Source organism: Bradyrhizobium erythrophlei, from assembly GCF_900129505.1.
Classification (GTDB): domain Bacteria; phylum Pseudomonadota; class Alphaproteobacteria; order Rhizobiales; family Xanthobacteraceae; genus Bradyrhizobium; species Bradyrhizobium erythrophlei_D.
Genome location: NZ_LT670818.1, coordinates 2,133,758 through 2,151,398 on the forward strand (window position 1 = coordinate 2,133,758; position 17,641 = coordinate 2,151,398).

Sequence of the window (17,641 nt, forward strand, 5' to 3'; positions counted from 1 at the left end):
GGCACCGCGTCTCCCGGTTCGCGCGGCGGACTAGCGTCTGTCGGAAAGACCCGCCAGCATCATCGCCACCTTGAGATCCTGCATTCCCGCTCTGGCGTCGCTCGCAACCTGGAATGCCAGTGGGGTCGGGTTCAACGGCAAATGCGTAACGTTGGCTGGGCCGCGCGGCGGCTCAAACGCTTCAGCGCCGCTCGCGCCGGAGCGAATCCGGTCCAGCTGCCGGACGGCGCGGCGCATCTCGCGCAGTCCGGCATCGAGCGGCGCCGCCAGCGGCCGATGCCCGGAGGTGACGCCGAGCGCCTGCGCCGCATTCGGCAGTCCGGCGCCGGTCTGCCAGGGGGCGCCGATCGGCTGCGCCGTGCCTTTGAGGATCTGGAACAGCCGCTCGATCCGCTGAAGATCCCGGCTCGCAAAGCCACTTCTGAAGTCGCCATGGTGGGCCAGGACCAAGGCCGCAAGCGCCGTCACATGGGCTGCGGCCAGCGAGGTGCCGTCGCAAACCGCGTAGCCGTCCGGCGACTGGCACGCAACGACCGCGACACCGGGCGCGCACAGGTCGAGTTCGGGTCCGCGGCATGAAAACAGCGGCACAAACAACCCTCCCCCGACCGCAACGGCGGCCGCCGCCTGAACCGCTTGTGGGCTGTCTTCCGGGTAGCTCCCGGTCTGGCCGATCGCCCCGATCGCCATGACATGCGGAGAGCACGCGGGAAACAGCACCGGTCCGGCAGAATTTCCCGCGGCGGCGATCACACCGACGCCTTGCTGTTTCGCCGCGGCGATACGCTGCTCGATGATAGCCGAACCGCGTTCGCAGCCGAAACCGAGGCACGCAACATCGATGCCCGCTTGCAGACAATAATCCAGCGCCGCTATGAGGTCGCTGCAACGCGCGTCGGGAGGAAGCTTGCAAACATACAGCTCGCTGTCCGGTGCGTAACCGCGGATCATGTGCGCCTCGTCCGGCGTGGCGGCTATGAGGCCCGCGCACGGCGTGCCATGGCCCATGAAATCCTGTGTCCAGGAGCGCTCTTCGCCGCCTCTGACATCGATGCCGTGAGTCACGCCCGCCAGTTGCTTGTGGCTGGTAGCAACGCCGCTGTCGATCAGGGCGATCTTGATACCAGCGCCGCGACATTCAGTCGGGAGCTGATCGAACCTCATTGCCGATGCGCCCCAGTCCAACTGGTCGGTTGGCGACAGCGGTTCCAGGGTAAGAGGGTTTACGGTGTCGGCCTGAAGGTCTGGCCGGTGACGCCATAACCCCCAATAGCCCGAGCGCGCATTGACAAACAGCTCGGCGACCGTTTCCGGCAGTTCGCCATGGAGGGCCAGATCTATTCTGCCATCCTTGCCGGTCTGCCCTTGCGCAGAGGCCTGGCTGCCGAGCAGGCGCACCTCGGCTTGCTCAATGGGTTCGCCGCCCTTGCCCGACACCTGGATTGTCACCGTGGAATCCGGGCCGAGCGCGGTCATCGCAGGCATGGTCTGGAACCGTAGCGGCGCAGCCGCAAATGAAGCCGCTCGCAGGTAACGGTCCGGCTCGACGACGAATGCGCCAGCGCCGGACCGGCGCAGCGCGGCGGCGTTTTCTTCGGACATGCGGACCACCGCGATCGGCGGGGCAACCGCTTCGCGTTCGGCGTAGGTCCGCAGGATTTCGATATTGCCCGCACGTTTAAGCCGGTCGACCAGTTCCTGCTGAGTTACTTCCGATGCCACCGGGGCGATCATGTAGTGGCGTCCGGATGCGGGCTTGGGGCGCCGGCTGCTGCGCGAGGCGGAACGGGTATCGTCTGCACTTGCCATCATGGCACTGCCTCTCAATTCAATGAATTGACGATAGAGTCTGTTCGGACGATGCCGAGCGCGGCGGTGGGATCCGGGGATCGGCGGCGCGGATCGTTTCAATCACGCGGTACGCCAGCCAAATCCGATTGAAGGCCTCGGCATAATCCCGCACGGCAAACCGATGCGCGGCTTGCGTGACGACGGGAACGCAGCCTTCCAGGCCGGCATACAACGCGGCATTGGCCTCAAGATAGGCCGAAAGCGTGCGGAGCGAGTCCGCAATCATATCTGCGATCAGGTTCGCCGCTGCCTGGTGATCGAGCGCCGGGTTCGGAACCACGGCGTTGTCTTGTGTAGTCTGGGAGGGCTGCTCAAAGCCTTGCGACTGCAGCCGCATCAAGAGCGGCATCAAATTGCCGAGCAAGCCAAGGAGCCGTTGAATGTCTGGCGGCTGCGGCTGGGATGCCGTCGCGGCAGAGGGATTGGAAGCTGACATCGATGTTCTCCTTCATCGGGACGCATTCGTTAGTAGCGGAGGGCGACGGCCGCCGCTTCACGCGAGCGGCGGCCGTACCTCACCGTCGGGCTGGCAGCGCGCGGTCAGATCATCCGTTGCTGGTTAAAAGCCTGAAGGTTGCCGATGACTTGCGGGATCACCCCGATGAGCTGGCGGGTAACATCCGCGACGTCCTGTTGTGTCAGTTGACGCTGCTGCTGTCCCCAGGCGCCCGGAGCGCCGAAGGCCGATTGGAACTGCGGCATTCCATACGGCGCGCCGAAACTCTGCCCGGGATTGCCCTGCCCGAATTGGCCGAGACCGAGCCCGCCCTGCATGGCCGCGTACTGGAGCTGCGGCTGGCCCTGCAGCATCCCGATAATCTGCGGCACGATCGGCAGCAGCTGCCTTACCACTTCGTTGACATCCTGCTGACTGAGCTGCCGCGGTGCCTGGCCGTAAGCGGCGTATCCCATTGCAGCATGCGGTGACTGCGCCTGAGCCAGAATCTGCGGCAGCGCCGGCGCCAACTGCCGCACCACTTCGGTCACGTCCTGCTGTGAAAGCTGCCGCTGCTGCTGGCCGCCCCATTGAGGCTGCTGTTGTTGGCCCCAGCCCTGAGGTTGCGCGCCCCATCCGGCGTTGTATCCGAAAGCGCCGATAGAGGGCTGTCCGCCATATTGGCCGTATTGCTGGCCATAGGCTGCTTGTCCATAACCGCCGTGCCCGTAACCGCCAATCGCCTGCATCCACGGCGCGTTGGCCCACGCGCCGTATGGCTGGGCGGTTTGAGAACTGAAACCGCCCCATTGCTGCGGACCGAACTGAGGATTATGCGCCGGATTCTGTTGCTGTGTGTCGAAGTAGGTCATCGCTTTTCTCCTTGCGATGGTTGGTGCCCCTCAGCCCACTACGAACAAAGACCATCGGCCTTCGCACGCTAACTACTCGTAATGAGAGCAAAGCCTTGGTCGCACAGCCAAGCTTTGGTCGCACAACTAAAGACGAAATCACTCGCTCTCCGTCACTGAAGATCAATCGGGATCACTCAATCGGGACAGGTCCGCCCGAGCGCGTCTGCCCAAATCCGTCAACGTCCGTGCCGTTTCCGCGGCGAGACGCTTTTCAGAGAACAGAAGGATGGCGGTGTTGGACAGAGTCGAGGGACGAATGCGAATGCGGCCGTCGTTGCCTGTCGCGCTTGAATTCATCCCGGATGCGAGCTGACCGTGGTCCGGTTCGATGCTCCGTTTTGTTCGCTCCCGAAATATTTTTTATGAGCGTGAGAATTCTGATGCGACAATGCATCGAACGAGCGATATTTTTGCGGAGCCCCAGCGTTATTTTTGTGAAGACTCTGTGCACGGTTCCAAAATGCCGTGCCCTCGCTGCGCGACCGGCAAATGCAGCTATGCAATTTTATACGGCTACGACATTTGATTCGAACATCAGCAGGCAAGACCAAGCAGCGCGCCGACGCGCTCCGAGGTGGCGGGATGGCTTCGAAGCAGGCGCATTGGGCCATCCTCATACGCCGTGACGGAAAGGGCCGGAAAACCGGCATGGTGCCGCTCGAGCTTGTCGAGCGCGGCGATCAGCGCTTGGGAGTCTCCGGTCAGTTCCAGCGCGGTCGCATCCGCATCCAGTTCGCGCGTGCGTGACAGGGCCAGGCGAAGCAACTGGCCGATTGCCGGCGCGGCATTCAGCAGCGCCGCCAGGTACCGATTGAGCGGCATGCCGCCATGTTGCGCACGCAGCGATGCGAGACCGGTCGACGAGGTCCACTCGATCGCACGATGCTGCGCCGCTGCCCAGCTCATCGCCCAGGCGTCATTGTTGCGGATGTGAGCGACTTCATGGGCCATGATGCCGGCCATCTCGTCGCGCGTCATCCCGCGCAGCAGTCCCTCGGTCAGCACGATCGCGGCGTCCTCGGGGCCACCCAGTGCATAGGCATTCATGTCGGCGGGAGCCGCGATGCAATAAAGATCCGGTAATCGGGACAGGCCGGCGCGGTGGCAGACGCTCGCCAGCATATCAAAGAGTTCGGGCAGTTCAGCCGGATTCAGGAGGCGCGCGCCGAACCAGCGGTACATCGCCTCGCGCGATATCGTCGAGCCGCCGGGTTGCGGTGCGTTTCCGACCAGTGCTCGCCGAGCGCCCTCGGGCCCGCCGACGATCCAGCCGCATACCGCGTGCAGCAGCGTCATCGCCGCCAGTGCCAACGCCGACGATCGAAGGTTTGAACTTGGATGGGCCGGCCGTTGAGGCCGCCTGAGCGCTTGATCCTGCGAATCCACCTGAATCTGGCAGCGCAGGAAAGTGCCGGCCTGTTGTAACGGGAAAAGGATTTCGACGATGACGGCCGCGCCGGATCGTAGAACGCGCAGCATTTGCATCTGCGGTGCAGGACGCACCAGCGCAAATGATATGCGAGGGGAGGGTTCGGCGAAGGCATAGGGCCGCGCGCGCCGAGCTTCGCGTTCCAAGCTAATGTTAAACACCCCCGCAGTCCCCCAAACCGCCACCCCATCGTCAGGCTAAGCTTCGACCAGGCTACTGTCATGCCAATTTCATGCCGCAGCCACAGAAAAGACTCACACAGCAACTGAATACCGTGGAACTACGGTGAACGCGGGCCAGACAACCGGCGCGCTGCCATCCATTGGAAATCTCAATTGGCATTGGTCTCTGTCACCGCGCCAAGGCGATTGCGTTCAATTCGCAACGCCGCTGCCTCGGGGCCGCTTGCCGCCGCGCGCGGTGCACTCCCACTACTGCAGTGGCGGATCCCCGCTGGTGCGCTTCTTGGCGAGATCCATTTCGGTGACCGCGATCAGGATTTCCGCGCGGGTCTTGAGGTCGGGCGCTTCAAGCATCGCCTGCTTCTCCGGCGGGCCGTAGGGCGACATCATCGCCAGCGCATTGACCAGCGCCTCATTGGGCGCGCTCTCGACGCCTTCCCAGTCGACCTTGAGATCGTTGGCCTTGAGAAAATCCGTCAGCACCGCCAGTAACGCCTCGCGGTCGACCGCTTCCTCGCCCTTACGCGCGGTGAAATCGTCGATGAAGGGAAAAAAATCCACCTTGCATTGCCGGTACGCCGTCAGCACCGTCATCTCCTCGATCACCTTGAAGCGCGCGATGCCGGTGAGTTCGAGGATGTAGCGGCCGTCGCCGGATTCGGCGAGCTGAGTGATGCGTCCGGCGCAGCCGACGCGAAACAGTCTCGGTCTGGTCTCGTCCTGCGTATGGGACACGTCGGGCTGGATCATCCCGATCAGCCGATGGCCGTCGCGGAACGTGTCGTCCACCATCGCCAGATAGCGCGTCTCGAAGATGTTGAGCGGCATCTGGCCGCGCGGCAGCAGCAACGCGCCGGGCAGCGGAAACACCGGGATCACCTCGGGAAGGTCGCCGGGCCCGCGATATTCGGCATTGATCGGCATCGGCGGTCCGAACTGTTCGCTGGTGGTTATGAAAACAGTATGGTCGACAGCCGCTTGCGTCCCTCGACGGTGGCCTCGTCGGTCGGCCCCCAGGCCTCGAAGAACTGCACCAGTTGCTTGCGCGCGCCGTCCTCGTTCCATTTGCGGTCGCGCTTGACGATTTCGAGCAGCTGTTGGGTCGCTTCAGCGCGCTTGCCGGAGGCGTTGAGCGCAGTCGCCAGATCGAATCTAGCCTGATGATCGAGCGGATTTGCGGCGACTTTCTGTTCCAGCTCAGTGACCGGGCCGACCGACTTGGCCTGCTCGGCGAGATCGATCGAAGCCTGCACGGCTTTCACCGCCGCATCGTTGCGCTTCGATTCCGGGACCATGGCCAGCGTCTGCTTGGCCTGGTCTATGGCGCCGGTCGCCACGTAGGTTTTCGCCAGTCCCGCGAGCGCTGCGATATTGGTGGCATCCGTCGCCAGCACCTCGGCGTAGATCTGCGCCGCGGTAGCAGGGTCGCCATCGGCAAGAACGGCCTCGGCCTCTTTGAGGACTTCCTCGACATTGGGCTCGCCCGGCGCGCCGGCGGTCAGCTTGTTGATAAAGGCGGTGACCTGGCTCTCCGGGACGGCGCCCATGAAGCCGTCGGCGGGTCGGCCGTCGACGAAGGCGATCACGGCGGGAATCGACTGGATACCCATCTGTCCCGGGATCGTGGGGTGCTCATCGATGTTCATCTTGACCAGCTTCACCTTGCCCTTGGCAGCCCGCACCGCCTTTTCAAGGAGCGGCGTGAGCTGGCGGCAGGGGCCGCACCAGGGCGCCCAGAAGTCGATCAGCACCGGCTGGCGCTTGGACTCCTCGATGACGTCCTTCACGAAGGTCTGGGTGGTCGTTTCCTTGATCAGATCGGGCGTCGGTCCGCTGCCCTGCTCTACTATCGTCACGGGAATCCTCGCCTGATGTCTTGGTCCAATATCTTGGCCCGGTGTTCTGGCCCAATGTTTTGCGGATCGGGCCCGTTCTAGCACGCCCGCCGGGCTGGTTCAGAAATCTTCTCACCCAGATGGCGGTTGGCGGGCAAATTTCAATCGGTCCCGGGGACGGCAACGGGCCTCCCGATCGGGCGGGCGACCTCGATCGCGACGCCGGCCGGCGGAAAGTACTGACGGGGAGGTTTCGCGGCTGGTTCGCCAAACGGCCCGAATCGCTGCGCGCGACCCTGGGCCGCTTGGCCGGGTTCCCGGCGAAACACGCGGAAACCGGGGTTTGGAGGGTATAGCGGTGGTTTTCGGGCCAATCTGGGCGCCCGATGGCGGGCCAAGAGCTCGCGTCTGCTGTTGCATTCAGGGGCGGCTTTTGGCATAGCTCTGCCCGTTGTTGTCGGCGTCACCGCCGCCAGCTCTTTCGGACGCGGGTGTAGCTCAGTGGTAGAGCACGACCTTGCCAAGGTCGGGGTCGAGGGTTCGAGCCCCTTCGCCCGCTCCAAATGTTTTCGGATTTGGCAGAGTTTGACGAAGGCCCGCTGACAAGCGGGCTTTTCGTTGTTGGGCGATCCGCATCATCGCAACCCCGCGACGTCCCGTCCCGGATCCAGAGGCTTCACGCTCCTGTCGAGATCGGCCCATCGCCGGGCTCGGGCGGCAATCGGTCTGATCCTCGCGGATCTCATAAGCGGTCGTTGTCTTCATCCGCGGGTTGGGCTTTGATCCAGACATTCTTTATTTTGCAAATATTGGGAGGGTTCATTGCGAAGACTTCACGCCCTGATCATCGCGCTTGCTGTTGTTGGTTTAACCCTTTCAGGTCCCGCCGGCGCCGATCCCGCGGAGCAGGCCGTATCCAGCATCATCGAAAAATGGTCCGCCGGATTCACCAGGCTCGATGCTGACGCGCTGGCGTCGCTGTATTCCAGGAATGCATTGTTCTTTGGTTCGACACCGCCGCTCTATAAAGGAAAAGAGGGTGTCGCAGCCTATTTCAACGCGCTGCCGCGATGGAAGTCACCGACAGTCCAGTTCACCGATCTCGTAACCACGCCGATCGGCTCCGACGTCATCAACGTCGCCGGCACCGCTTCTTTCGTGGTGAGCGAGAACGCGCCCCCCGTCTCCTTCCGCCTGACATGGGTGATCATTCGAGAGGATGGCGACTGGAAAATCGCCAGTCACCATGTATCGCCCAAGACTGCCCCAGCGCCAAAGTAAGGGCGCTGGCCGAGATTTCGGTGGGCCGGCGGAAGTAAATGAAGACGCTCTTCTTTCCGCCGATGCATCGACGCGCGCAGTGCCCTGAGATGATGCCCACGCTTGACGAACTCTCGCACCGTGGGAGCGCCGATTGCACGGCCCCCGGTTCGGCGCTGACGGGCTGCCTTCCGCCTAAGCAGCCCAGCATAAATGTATGCGATGCCATCTGCGATGCCGCAGTGCAGCGCAGCCGATCGCAAAAATCCTCTCGAATGAAACCGGCTGGAAGAAATTTCTTCTCAATTTGTTGCGGCGTAATAACGGCGCGCGGCAACGCTTCTCAGTCGCAATGGATGTGATAGCATTCCTCCGTCTGATCCACCTCACAACAGACCAAACGACGTCTCTCACGGGCGTTGAAAATAAGTAACAGGGCAGCCGCTTGGCTGCGTAGGGAGTGACGCGATGAAATCGGCCTTCAATCGATCCATTTTTGCGCTCGCGGCAATCGTCGTTGTCGCGGGGGCCAGCCAGGCCAACGCACAGCAAAAAGCTCTGCATAGCTATCAGTCCGGAACCAAGGAATTCTGGACCCATCCACCGGATGACTGGTTCCTCGGCGACGAGACCGAAGCCCAGAAGGGCCTCGCGCCGCCGTCGGGCCCGCCGACCGGTGCGTCGGAAGCGGAACTCGCTACGATGATGAAAAAGATCAAGCTGCCGCCGGGCTTCAAGATAGAGGTCTACGCGCCCGGCGTGCTGGCCGCGCGGCAGATGGCATGGGGCGACAAGGGCACCTTGTTCGTCGGTTCCTTCGGCCTCGGTAACGTCTACGCCATCAAGGACAATGGCGGCAAGAAAGAGGTCAAGACCATCCTCAAGGGCCTCAACATGCCCACCGGCCTCGCCTTCAAGGACGGCGCGCTCTACGTCATCGCGGTCGACAAGCTGATCAAATACGACAACGCCGAAGCCAATCTCGATAAGCTTGGCGACGGCAAGGTGGTCTATGACGACATGCCGTCCTACGCGGCCCATGGCTGGAAGTACCTCGCCGCCGACAAGGATGGCTGGTTCTACATTCCGTTCGGACCTCCCTTCAACGTCGGCATTCCGCCGACCAGCGTGTCGCAGATCCGCCGCGTCGATCCCAAGACCGGCAACGCCGAACTGGTGGCGCTTGGCGTCCGCAACAGCGTCGGCGGCGACGTCGATCCGCGCTCCGGCAAATACTGGTTCACCGAAAACGCCCGCGACTGGATCAGCGACGATCTGCCCAGCGACAAGCTCAACATGATCTCGAAGCCGGGCGAGCATTTCGGCTATCCCTATTGCCACCAGGGCAATTTGCCGGACACCAAGTTTGCGATGGGTCACAAGTGCTCGGAGTTCACCCCTCCGGTGCTCAATCTCGGCGCCCACGTGGCTCCGCTCGGCATGAAGTTCTATACCGGCGACCAGTTCCCTGCCGAGTACAAGAACAACATCCTGATCGCCGAACACGGCTCCTGGAACCGGCATAAATATCAGGGCGGCCGGATCATGCGCGTGACCGTCGGCCCCGACGGCAAGAATCCCAAGCAGGAAGTGTTCGCTTCCGGCTGGATCGAAGGCGACCAGGGCTATCTCGGCCGTCCGGACGATATCATTCTGGACAAGGACGGCTCGATCCTCGTTGCCGACGACTGGGCCGGCGCGATCTATCGCATCAGCTACAGCAAGAAGTAAGGCTCGATCGATCGGAGGCTGCGGCCGCTCGGGAACGGGTGGCCGCAGTTTTTCATTGTAGCGCCGCGGCGGTCTCGTTCGGGTCGTCGTGCCCGGAGCCCTGTCCCCGACCTGATCGGGATGACTTGGGCAACTATCATCATCCATCATAATGAAAACGCCTTTTGAGAGATGGATTGCCGGGAGCGCAGACGAGATACGCAGTCTGCGCAAAGCAGACGGCGATGCCCGGCAATGGCGACAGTACAGGAGTTGTGATGAGAGTTTTCTTCCTCGGAGCCTTAGCGGCTGCAATGATCTGCGGATCGGCCGCCCATGCCGCCGATGCCGCCGCCGGCAAGGAAAAGGCCGAGATGTGCGCCGGCTGTCACGGCGAGAATGGCGTTTCGCAGACCGAGAACATTCCCTCGCTCGCGGGCCAACCCGATCAGTTCCTTCAGTGGCAGCTGGTGTTCTTCCGCGGCGGCGCGCGCAAGAACGAGCAGATGCAGCCGATCGCGGAGCAGGTCGGCAATGAAGACGTCCGCGCGCTCGGTGCCTATTTCGCTTCGCTCACGCCGCCCAAGACGACAGCGCCCGACGATAATCCCGATCTGTCCAAGAAAGGTGCCCAGGCGGCTGTGGGGCGGCGCTGCGCGTCATGCCACACCGACACCTTCGCCGGAACCAAAGCCGTCGCGCGGCTTGCCGGCCAGCGCGAGGAATATCTGGTCAAGGCGCTGCATGACTACAAATCGGGCGTCCGTTCCGGCGGCGCAGGTGCTGCGATGACGGATGTCGCCTATCCCCTCAGCAACGAGGAAATCGAAGCGCTCGCGCATTATCTCGCGCATTTCCAGTAGGAACGGGCGCGGTATTCTTCACCTCGCCCCGCTTGCGGCAGGGGAATCGCATATGGAATTTTTCGATTCTTTTCCCGTCCAAAGAGGCCGAATTGGATTCGAAAATTTCCTAGCGAAGGCCCCTGCGATTCTAAAGTTGCGCAGACTGGGCTTTGGAAAGTCATATGCGATAGCCCTGCCGCTTGCGGGGAGAGGTCGAAATTCGCGGAGCGAATTTCGCGTGAGGGGGACTCACCGCACGCTCTCTGCTTCAGAATTTGCCGAGGCGGCCCCTCACCCCAGCCCTCTCCCCGCAAGAGCGGGGCGAGGGAGAAGAGAAGCTTGCGTTGCTACCCCCGCTGCTTCTCATACGCCTTGAGATGGGTGTAAGCGGTGCGCAGTTTCGGCACCGGCACCTTGGCGGCGTCGCCGCGCTTGATCAGATCGCCGATCACGTGATCGGCTTCGACGGCGGCGCCCGCCTTGATGTCGCGGAACATCGAGGCCGTCATCGGCGAGCCTTCCGTGGTCAGCATGCCGCGGGTTCGTTCCAGAAACGGCGCGCGCGGCGCGTAGCCCTCGACCTCGGCGACCGCCCTGCATTCATCGAGCATGCCCAGGATGAAATCCCTGCCACCGGGCGCGCCGAGGATTTGGCCGACGGAAGCGCGCATCAGGCAGGTCGAGGCCGCCAGCGAGGCGAGGAACACCCATTTCTCCCACATGTCCTGCAGGATGGTTTCGCTGGCGACCGATCCGAACTTGCCGCTCGCCATTACCTCGGCAATGGCGCGGACCCGGTTCGACACTTTGCCGTCGCGTTCCCCGAAGGTCAGCGACTGCATCGGCTGCAGCTGGACCACCTCGCGCTTGTCGTTGAGCGTCACCGCGATCGCGCAGAGGCCGCCGAGCACGCGCTCGCGGCCGAACTTGCCGTCCAGCAGATCGAGATGCAGCATGCCGTTGAGCAGCGGGATGATCGAGGTCTGCGGCCCTACCGCCGGCGCAAAGGACTTTATCGCGTCGTCGAGGTCGAAGGCCTTGCAGCTCAGCAGCACGACGTCGAATTTCTCGCCGAGTTTGTCCGCCTGCACCGCCGGAGGGTTCTTCAAGGTGACATCGCCGTTGGGGCTTCTGATGACGAGGCCGGCATCGGCCAGTTCAGCGGCGCGCCGCGGGCGGACCAGGAAGGTCACGTCGCGGCCGGCCTGAAGCATCCTGCCGCCGAAATATCCGCCGATGGCGCCGGCGCCGACCACGAGAACGCGCATTATGTGGATCCTGTTCGTTATTGTTCTTTAAGGGCGAATAGTGAGTGGCGAACGGCGAATAGGGAAGCGCCTATATCGGCTACCCGCCATTCGCTATTCGCCATTCGCCATTCGCCTCTTCACCACTTCTCGCCAAACGGCCGTATCTCAAGCTCGAACGTCCAGGCGCTGCGCGGCTGCTGGTAGAGCTGCCAGTACGACGTCGCAACCGAGGCGGGCGGCATCAGCAGGTCCGGGTTGTCGAGCGCCTCCTTGCCCCAGAGTTTTTCCCTCCGCTCCCTGACCCAGGCGGTATCGACGCCGGAATCGATGATGAGATGCGCGACGTGGATGTTTTTCGGGCCCAGCTCGCGCGCCATCGATTGCGCCACCGCGCGCAGGCCGAATTTCGCGCTGGCGAAGGCGGCAAAGCCGCTGCCGCCGCGCAAGGAGGCGGTGGCGCCGGTGAAGAAGATATTGCCCCTGCCCCGCGGCAGCATCAGCCGCGCCGATTCGCGTCCCGCCAGGAAACCGGCCCAGCAGGCCATCTCCCACACCTTGCGGAACACGCGGTCCGTGGTTTCCAGGATCGGGAAGTTGACATTGGCGCCGACGTTGAAGATGCAGACCTCCAGCGGCGCGTGCTTGTCGGCGTCGTTGAGGAAGGCCGCGACCTCCTCCTCCTTCCGCGCGTCCAGGGCGCGTGCCACGATCGATCCGCCCGCGCCCTCGATCTCCCTGCCCAGCGGCTCGAGCTTGGCGCCGTCGCGCCGGCCGGCGAATACGGTAAATCCCTCGGCCGCGAATTTCTTCGCGATCTCGGCGCCGATATAATCGCCGGCGCCGATCACGGCACAGGTCGCGTTGCGTTTTTGCATTGCAGGATCTCCCTCAGGCCTCATCCTGAGGAGCGGCGTCTTCGCCGCGTCTCGAAGGATGTGCGATAAAACCGGCCTCGTGGTTCGAGACGCCGCGCAAGTTGCGCGGCTCCTCACCACGAGGGTTGCGAAATTATTTCCCCGCGATCATTTCCTCGACCTCGCGCAACTGCTCCTTGCCGAAGAACATTTCCTTGCCGACGAAGAAGGTCGGCGAACCGAACGCGCCGCGCTCGACCGCGTGTTGCGTATTCTCGATCAGTTTTGCCTTCACCTCGGGCTCCTGCGCGCGGGTCAAGAGTTTTGCGCCGTCGAGGCCGGAGGCGGTCAGGGCCTTCGTGGCGACCTCCATATCGTCCATTTTCTTCGGCTCGACCCACATGTGATGAAACGCGGCGTCGACGTATTTTTCGAACACGCCCTCCAATTGCGCGGCAACAGCGGCGCGCATCAGATTGAGGGTGTTGACGGGAAAGAACGGGTTCATCGTGTAGGGATTGACGTGGAAGCGCTTGACAAAACGCTCGGTCTCCAGCGCATGGAACTCGCGCTTGTTCTTGACGCCGGCGAGCGTCTCGGCCGGGGACTTGTTGTTGGTGGCCTTGAAGATGCCGCCGAGCAGGATCGGCACATATTCGAATTTCGCGCCGGTACGCTGTTCGATCGCGGGGATCGCCTCGTGGCTGAGGAAAGCATTGGGGCTGCCGAAGTCGAACATGAATTGCGGGGCGGCTGGGCTCACGGCGATCTCCCGGTGACGGTGGTTTCTTATATGATCCCTATCATTCAAACCAGCCTAGCCGTTCACTTCCGCGCGATCAACCGGCAACGGCGGGCGCTGCCGGTTGTTCGAACGCCGTGGCGGCGAGCCGGCGGGCGTGGTCGCGCACGTCGGCGGGCCAGGCCGCCGTCCAGGCCTGAAAGCGCTCCGCATCGCCCGCGAATAACGCGCGCGCCACTTCCTCGTAATGCGGCTTGTTCTCGCCCATCGCCGCGATGAAGCGATACGCCGCTTCCCGCGCCTGCCGGACGCGGTCCTTGTCCTTGTTGGCGCGCCGGGCCTCGTCGACCAGCCGGCGCAGCGCGACGGACGCGCCGCCCGATTGCTGAGCCAGCCACTCCCAGTGCCGCGGCAGCAGCGTGACCTCCCGCGCGACCACGCCCAGCTTTGGCCTTCCTGGACCGCGGGGAGCGGGCTGAGCGACGTCTTCCGCGGCGACGGCGCGCTCAGGGTTGGGCAATCGTGCCAGAACGTCGTCGACCGAGCCGCGGAAATCGATCTCGACCGGGCCGCTCGAGGAGCCGAACACGAGGACGACGGTGTCCCTGCGCCGGTCGAGTGTCTCCTTGGCCGCCCGTGCGACCATGCGAAGATCGCCCGAGGCGACGCAGCGGTCGCCCTCGAAGGCGATGTAGGCAATATCGGATGCCGGAGTCATCAAAAGTCTCCCGTTTCCGTCTGAATTATCCGGGTAAATTGACGGTGTCAATAACATCCGGGTAATACAGGCGACGATTGGGCGTCTCGACTTTCGGGCCTCCGACTGGCACCACCATGCACCGCGCCCAAGCGGCTGCGTCCGTCCGGGGAATCGCTATGCTCACCGTCCATCATCTCAACAATTCCCGCTCCCAGCGTGTGCTGTGGCTCTTGGAAGAACTTGGTGTGCCCTACGAAATCGTCCGCTATCAGCGGCAGCCGGACATGCGCGCGCCAGCCGAATTGCGCGCGATCCATCCGCTCGGCAAATCGCCCGTCGTCACCGACAACGGCAATACCGTCGCCGAATCGGGTGCGATCGTCGAATACATCATCGATACCTATGGCGAGGGACGCCTAATCCCGCTGTCCAAGACGCCGGAGCGGCTGCGCTACACCTATTGGCTGCATTACGCGGAGGGCTCGGCGATGCCCCCGCTGCTGTTAAAACTGCTGTTCACGCTGATGCCGAAGCGCGCACCGGCGCTGCTGCGGCCCCTGGTGCGCAAAGTCTCCAACCAGGCGCTGACCGCCTTGGTCAATCCGCAGCTCAAGCAGCACATGGCGTATTGGGAGAGCGAACTCGGCAGATACGAATGGTTCGCCGGGCCTGAATTTTCCGCCGCCGACATTCAGATGAGCTTTCCACTCGAAGCCGCCGCCGCACGCGGCGGGCTTGAGCAGGGCCACCCCAAGGCGATGGCGTTTCTGGATCGCATTCACGCCCGCCCGGCTTATAAGCGCGCCCTTGAGAAGGGCGGGCCGTACGTCGTGGGGCGTTAACGCCCACGTCCGCCTATTTCACCCGGGTATAATTGACGCGGGCGTCTTTCTCCCCTATGCGATCCCCACGCAGGCGGATCCTGCTTCGGGGGCGGTACATGAAAATCGAGGACAGGAAGGCGGCGATCGCCGCCTACAAGAAGCGCAACAGCGCCGCCGGCATTTACGCCGTTCGCTGCACGGCTTCGGGCGAGACCTGGATTGGCCAGACGCTCAATCTGGAAACCATCCAGAACCGGATCTGGTTCGCGCTGCGCGCCGGCGGCCATTCCAACCGGGAACTCCAGCGCGCCTGGACGGCTCACGGCGCCGATGCCTTCTCCTTCGAGTCGCTCGAGCAATTGAAGGATGAGGAATTGGCTTACATCAGGGATACGCTCTTGAAGGAACGTTTTGTTCACTGGCAGTCGACGCTGAACGGGCTGACGCTCTAAATGTGAGCTTTCAGGGTTGCGTCGCGGCGATCACTTCCTTGACCAGCCGTCCGAGGCCACGAATATCGCCGGTAGGGTCGACGGAATCGCCGAGCCGGACGATTACCAGATGCTGCGACGGAATGATCACGACGCGCTGGCCGAGATTGCCGGAGGCAAAGAACGCGTCGCGCGGAATCCCGATGCGGACGCGACCTTGGGCATATTCGTGCTCGCTGCGGTTGGTCCAGAAGCCTGCGCCATAATCGGTATCGAGCGTCGGGGAGGCTGAAAAATCCACCCAGTCGTCCTCCAGAATACGCCGGCCGCCGACCGCGCCGTCATTCAGGTATAGCAATCCAAATCGCGCCCAGTCCCGGGCGCTCGCCAGCATGTTGGCCGAGCCCTGCAGCGTGCCGCTGGCATCGAATTGCAGCGTCACGTTGCGCATCCCCAGCGGATTGAACAACTCGCGCCAGGCGAGCGCCAGCGTCTTCTCGGGACCGCCAACGCCATCCCGGATGATCCGCGCCAGGATTTGCGCGGTCGCGCTGGAGTAGGCCCATCGCGTCCCCGGCGGCGCGATCAGCGGCGCCTTCACCGCAAAGCCTGCCATGTCGCCGTACAGGTACATCAGGTTGGAGGGATCGAAGCCGGAATTGGTTTCGTCCAGCGCGAGACCCGTCGTCATCCGCATCAAGTGCTCGACCTCGATCTCGCGGCGCGGGACGCCCGAGGCACGCCATTCCGGGACCGGCGCCGGCATCGATGGAGTCAGGATGCCCTGCTGCGCCATGATTCCGAGCAGGGCGTTGACCACGGACTTGGTCATGGAGAAGCCGGGCAGCTGCGTATCGACACCGACACCCGCCGCATAGCGTTCGGCGATAACGCTGCCATCGCGCACCACGACGACCGCCTTGGTTCTGCGGAATGGCGGCTCGGCGGGTTCCTCGAATGCATGAACCAGCGCCGCCTTCAGAGCGGGAGCCGAGGCCTCAACCACGCCGGGACCGGCGATTTCCGGCAGCAGCGGCGGGCTCTTCGGCATCTTCAGCGCTTCAAGGTCGCTTCGCAGCAGATACGGCGCCTCCGATCCATGCAGCAACACGCAACCGAACCCGTCGTGAAAAGCGGCGCGGCTGCCCAGCAGGCCCATCATGGAAACGTCGACGATCTTGGCGGCACGATCGAGCCGATACCGCATTCCCGCCCGCAGCCGGCGAATGCCCGGACGGTCCATGGTCTCAGCGAAAACGGCGTCTGGATCCAGTCCCGATACGAACGTCTTCGCGCAGACGCTGTCGGCGACGGCGCTCGCCGCCACCCGAACCGCGCGATCGGGGCGGTAGATCACGGCCAGTGCCACCGGCACGGCGAGGATCAGCGCTCCTGCGATCAGCCTTCGCGCAACCACGCCGCTCTCCCATGCCGGCCCGGCTTCGGTTTCAGCGCGCCTTCTGGACCTCGCCAACCGAAGGCAGCGCCATCACGGTAACGCCCGGCGGCGGCAAATCGTCATCCGGCACGAAGAAATCCGACATCAGCGGCACCGTGCGATCGACGCGATAAGGCTCGAAGTCGCGCACGCCGCTCGCATACAGCACCTTGTCGTCGATGCAGAACTGTCCGGTGAATTCGCGCGACGGCCTGGTGAAAATCACGTACGCGGCGTCGCCCATGATCTCCGGCGTGCGGCTGGCGCGCATCATGGCGTCGCCGCCCAAGAGATTGCCGACCGCGGCGGTGGCGATGGTGGTACGCGGCCACAGCGCGTTGACCGCGATGCCGGCGGCCTTCTGTTCGGCCGAGAGCCCGAGCACGCAGAGGCTCATGCCGAATTTCGCCAGCGTGTAGGCGGTGGAGTGCTCGAACCATTTGGCCTTGATGTCGAGCGGTGGCGACAGCGTCAGGATGTGCGGATTCTCCGCCTTCTTGAGGTGCGGGATACAGTACTTCGAGACCATGAAGGTGCCGCGGGTATTGATGCCCATCATCAGGTCGAAGCGCTTCATGTCGGTCGCCTGCGAGTTGGTCAGGCTGATGGCGCTGGCATTGTTGACGCAGATATCGATGCCGCCGAATTCGACCACGGTTTTGTCGATGGCCGCGATCACCTGGGCTTCCTCGCGGATGTCGCAGAGGATCGGCAGCGCCTTGCCGCCGGCGGCGCGGATCTCGTCGGCGGCGGTATAGATCGTGCCCTTGAGTTTCGGATGCGGCTCCGCCGTCTTGGCGGCGATCGCGACATTGGCGCCGTCGCGCGCCGCACGCAACGCGATCGCAAGCCCGATACCGCGGCTGCCCCCGGATACGAACAGCGTCTTGCCCTTGAGCGATGTCATGTTGCGAACTCCGATCCTGGAAGCATAAGAAGG

General features: G+C 63.4%; 17 protein-coding genes and 1 tRNA gene. 6 read left to right on the forward strand and 12 right to left on the reverse strand.

The window, feature by feature from the left end:
• Positions 1-30: 30 nt before the first annotated feature.
• The 6 genes from B5525_RS10045 to trxA form a co-directional block, all read right to left on the reverse strand.
• The gene (locus B5525_RS10045) at positions 31-1,812 is read right to left on the reverse strand and encodes a S8 family serine peptidase (RefSeq protein WP_079565869.1); all 1,782 of its coding nucleotides are present in this window, start codon (positions 1,810-1,812) and stop codon (positions 31-33) included.
• A gap of 16 nt (positions 1,813-1,828) precedes the next feature.
• A complete protein-coding gene (locus tag B5525_RS10050; RefSeq protein WP_154073141.1) occupies positions 1,829-2,287 on the reverse strand; it encodes a hypothetical protein in 459 nt (152 codons plus the stop codon).
• A 104-nt stretch (positions 2,288-2,391) separates the two neighbouring features.
• Complete coding sequence (locus B5525_RS10055) at positions 2,392-3,159, reverse strand: hypothetical protein (RefSeq protein ID WP_079565871.1); 768 nt, start codon at positions 3,157-3,159, stop codon at positions 2,392-2,394.
• Between the two features lie 576 nt (positions 3,160-3,735).
• Positions 3,736-4,680, reverse strand: coding sequence for a M48 family metalloprotease (locus B5525_RS10060; protein WP_172899843.1), 945 nt, complete (start codon positions 4,678-4,680; stop codon positions 3,736-3,738).
• Between the two features lie 381 nt (positions 4,681-5,061).
• Entirely contained in the window at positions 5,062-5,736 is a 675-nt protein-coding gene (locus B5525_RS10065; RefSeq protein ID WP_079565873.1) for an LON peptidase substrate-binding domain-containing protein, read from the reverse strand.
• Positions 5,737-5,762: 26 nt separating this feature from the next.
• Positions 5,763-6,668: a thioredoxin gene (gene trxA, locus B5525_RS10070; protein ID WP_079565874.1), complete on the reverse strand. Its 906-nt coding sequence runs from the start codon at positions 6,666-6,668 to the stop codon at positions 5,763-5,765.
• A gap of 466 nt (positions 6,669-7,134) precedes the next feature.
• Between trxA and B5525_RS10080 the strand changes: the two genes are divergently transcribed.
• The 4 genes from B5525_RS10080 (at position 7,135) to B5525_RS10095 (ending at position 10,480) form a co-directional block, all read left to right on the forward strand.
• Positions 7,135-7,209: transfer RNA gene (locus tag B5525_RS10080), tRNA-Gly, on the forward strand.
• A 260-nt stretch (positions 7,210-7,469) separates the two neighbouring features.
• The gene (locus tag B5525_RS10085) at positions 7,470-7,928 is read left to right on the forward strand and encodes a YybH family protein (RefSeq protein ID WP_244567865.1); all 459 of its coding nucleotides are present in this window, start codon (positions 7,470-7,472) and stop codon (positions 7,926-7,928) included.
• Between the two features lie 447 nt (positions 7,929-8,375).
• The gene (locus B5525_RS10090; protein WP_079565876.1) at positions 8,376-9,638 is read left to right on the forward strand and encodes a PQQ-dependent sugar dehydrogenase; all 1,263 of its coding nucleotides are present in this window, start codon (positions 8,376-8,378) and stop codon (positions 9,636-9,638) included.
• A gap of 257 nt (positions 9,639-9,895) precedes the next feature.
• Positions 9,896-10,480 carry a c-type cytochrome gene (locus tag B5525_RS10095; protein ID WP_079565877.1) on the forward strand — a complete coding sequence of 195 codons (585 nt, stop codon included), beginning with the start codon at positions 9,896-9,898 and terminating at the stop codon, positions 10,478-10,480.
• Between the two features lie 329 nt (positions 10,481-10,809).
• On the opposite strand, the gene panE is transcribed toward B5525_RS10095, so the two are convergent.
• The 4 genes from panE to B5525_RS10115 form a co-directional block, all read right to left on the reverse strand.
• A complete protein-coding gene (panE, locus tag B5525_RS10100) occupies positions 10,810-11,730 on the reverse strand; it encodes a 2-dehydropantoate 2-reductase (protein WP_079565878.1) in 921 nt (306 codons plus the stop codon).
• 119 nt (positions 11,731-11,849) lie between these two features.
• Complete coding sequence (locus tag B5525_RS10105; protein ID WP_079565879.1) at positions 11,850-12,587, reverse strand: SDR family oxidoreductase; 738 nt, start codon at positions 12,585-12,587, stop codon at positions 11,850-11,852.
• Positions 12,588-12,720: 133 nt separating this feature from the next.
• Positions 12,721-13,329, reverse strand: a complete 609-nt coding sequence (locus tag B5525_RS10110; RefSeq protein ID WP_079565880.1) for a 2-hydroxychromene-2-carboxylate isomerase — start codon at positions 13,327-13,329, stop codon at positions 12,721-12,723.
• Between the two features lie 76 nt (positions 13,330-13,405).
• Positions 13,406-14,026 (reverse strand): DUF2239 family protein, encoded by a 621-nt coding sequence (locus B5525_RS10115; protein ID WP_079565881.1) that lies wholly within the window; start codon positions 14,024-14,026, stop codon positions 13,406-13,408.
• A gap of 158 nt (positions 14,027-14,184) precedes the next feature.
• Between B5525_RS10115 and B5525_RS10120 the strand changes: the two genes are divergently transcribed.
• Together B5525_RS10120 and B5525_RS10125 are read left to right on the forward strand one after the other, a co-directional pair.
• On the forward strand, positions 14,185-14,850 hold the full coding sequence (locus tag B5525_RS10120) for a glutathione S-transferase family protein (RefSeq protein ID WP_079565882.1): 666 nt from the start codon (positions 14,185-14,187) through the stop codon (positions 14,848-14,850).
• 98 nt (positions 14,851-14,948) lie between these two features.
• Positions 14,949-15,284: a GIY-YIG nuclease family protein gene (locus B5525_RS10125; protein ID WP_079565883.1), complete on the forward strand. Its 336-nt coding sequence runs from the start codon at positions 14,949-14,951 to the stop codon at positions 15,282-15,284.
• 10 nt (positions 15,285-15,294) lie between these two features.
• Here the strand turns inward: B5525_RS10125 and B5525_RS10130 are convergent, their stop codons facing one another.
• Complete coding sequence (locus tag B5525_RS10130; RefSeq protein WP_154073142.1) at positions 15,295-16,680, reverse strand: serine hydrolase domain-containing protein; 1,386 nt, start codon at positions 16,678-16,680, stop codon at positions 15,295-15,297.
• Between the two features lie 31 nt (positions 16,681-16,711).
• A complete protein-coding gene (locus B5525_RS10135; protein WP_079565884.1) occupies positions 16,712-17,608 on the reverse strand; it encodes an SDR family oxidoreductase in 897 nt (298 codons plus the stop codon).
• Positions 17,609-17,641 lie beyond the last annotated feature (33 nt).

Coding starts and splice junctions, on each gene's coding strand:
- B5525_RS10045 (WP_079565869.1), bottom strand. CDS start 1,812: ATGATGGCAAGTGCAGACGATACCCGTTCCGCCTCGCGCAGCAGCCGG.
- B5525_RS10050 (WP_154073141.1), bottom strand. CDS start 2,287: ATGTCAGCTTCCAATCCCTCTGCCGCGACGGCATCCCAGCCGCAGCCG.
- B5525_RS10055 (WP_079565871.1), bottom strand. CDS start 3,159: ATGACCTACTTCGACACACAGCAACAGAATCCGGCGCATAATCCTCAG.
- B5525_RS10060 (WP_172899843.1), bottom strand. CDS start 4,680: ATGCTGCGCGTTCTACGATCCGGCGCGGCCGTCATCGTCGAAATCCTT.
- B5525_RS10065 (WP_079565873.1), bottom strand. CDS start 5,736: ATGCCGATCAATGCCGAATATCGCGGGCCCGGCGACCTTCCCGAGGTG.
- B5525_RS10090 (WP_079565876.1), top strand. CDS start 8,376: ATGAAATCGGCCTTCAATCGATCCATTTTTGCGCTCGCGGCAATCGTC.
- B5525_RS10095 (WP_079565877.1), top strand. CDS start 9,896: ATGAGAGTTTTCTTCCTCGGAGCCTTAGCGGCTGCAATGATCTGCGGA.
- panE (WP_079565878.1), bottom strand. CDS start 11,730: ATGCGCGTTCTCGTGGTCGGCGCCGGCGCCATCGGCGGATATTTCGGC.
- B5525_RS10105 (WP_079565879.1), bottom strand. CDS start 12,587: ATGCAAAAACGCAACGCGACCTGTGCCGTGATCGGCGCCGGCGATTAT.
- B5525_RS10115 (WP_079565881.1), bottom strand. CDS start 14,026: ATGACTCCGGCATCCGATATTGCCTACATCGCCTTCGAGGGCGACCGC.
- B5525_RS10120 (WP_079565882.1), top strand. CDS start 14,185: ATGCTCACCGTCCATCATCTCAACAATTCCCGCTCCCAGCGTGTGCTG.
- B5525_RS10125 (WP_079565883.1), top strand. CDS start 14,949: ATGAAAATCGAGGACAGGAAGGCGGCGATCGCCGCCTACAAGAAGCGC.
- B5525_RS10135 (WP_079565884.1), bottom strand. CDS start 17,608: ATGACATCGCTCAAGGGCAAGACGCTGTTCGTATCCGGGGGCAGCCGC.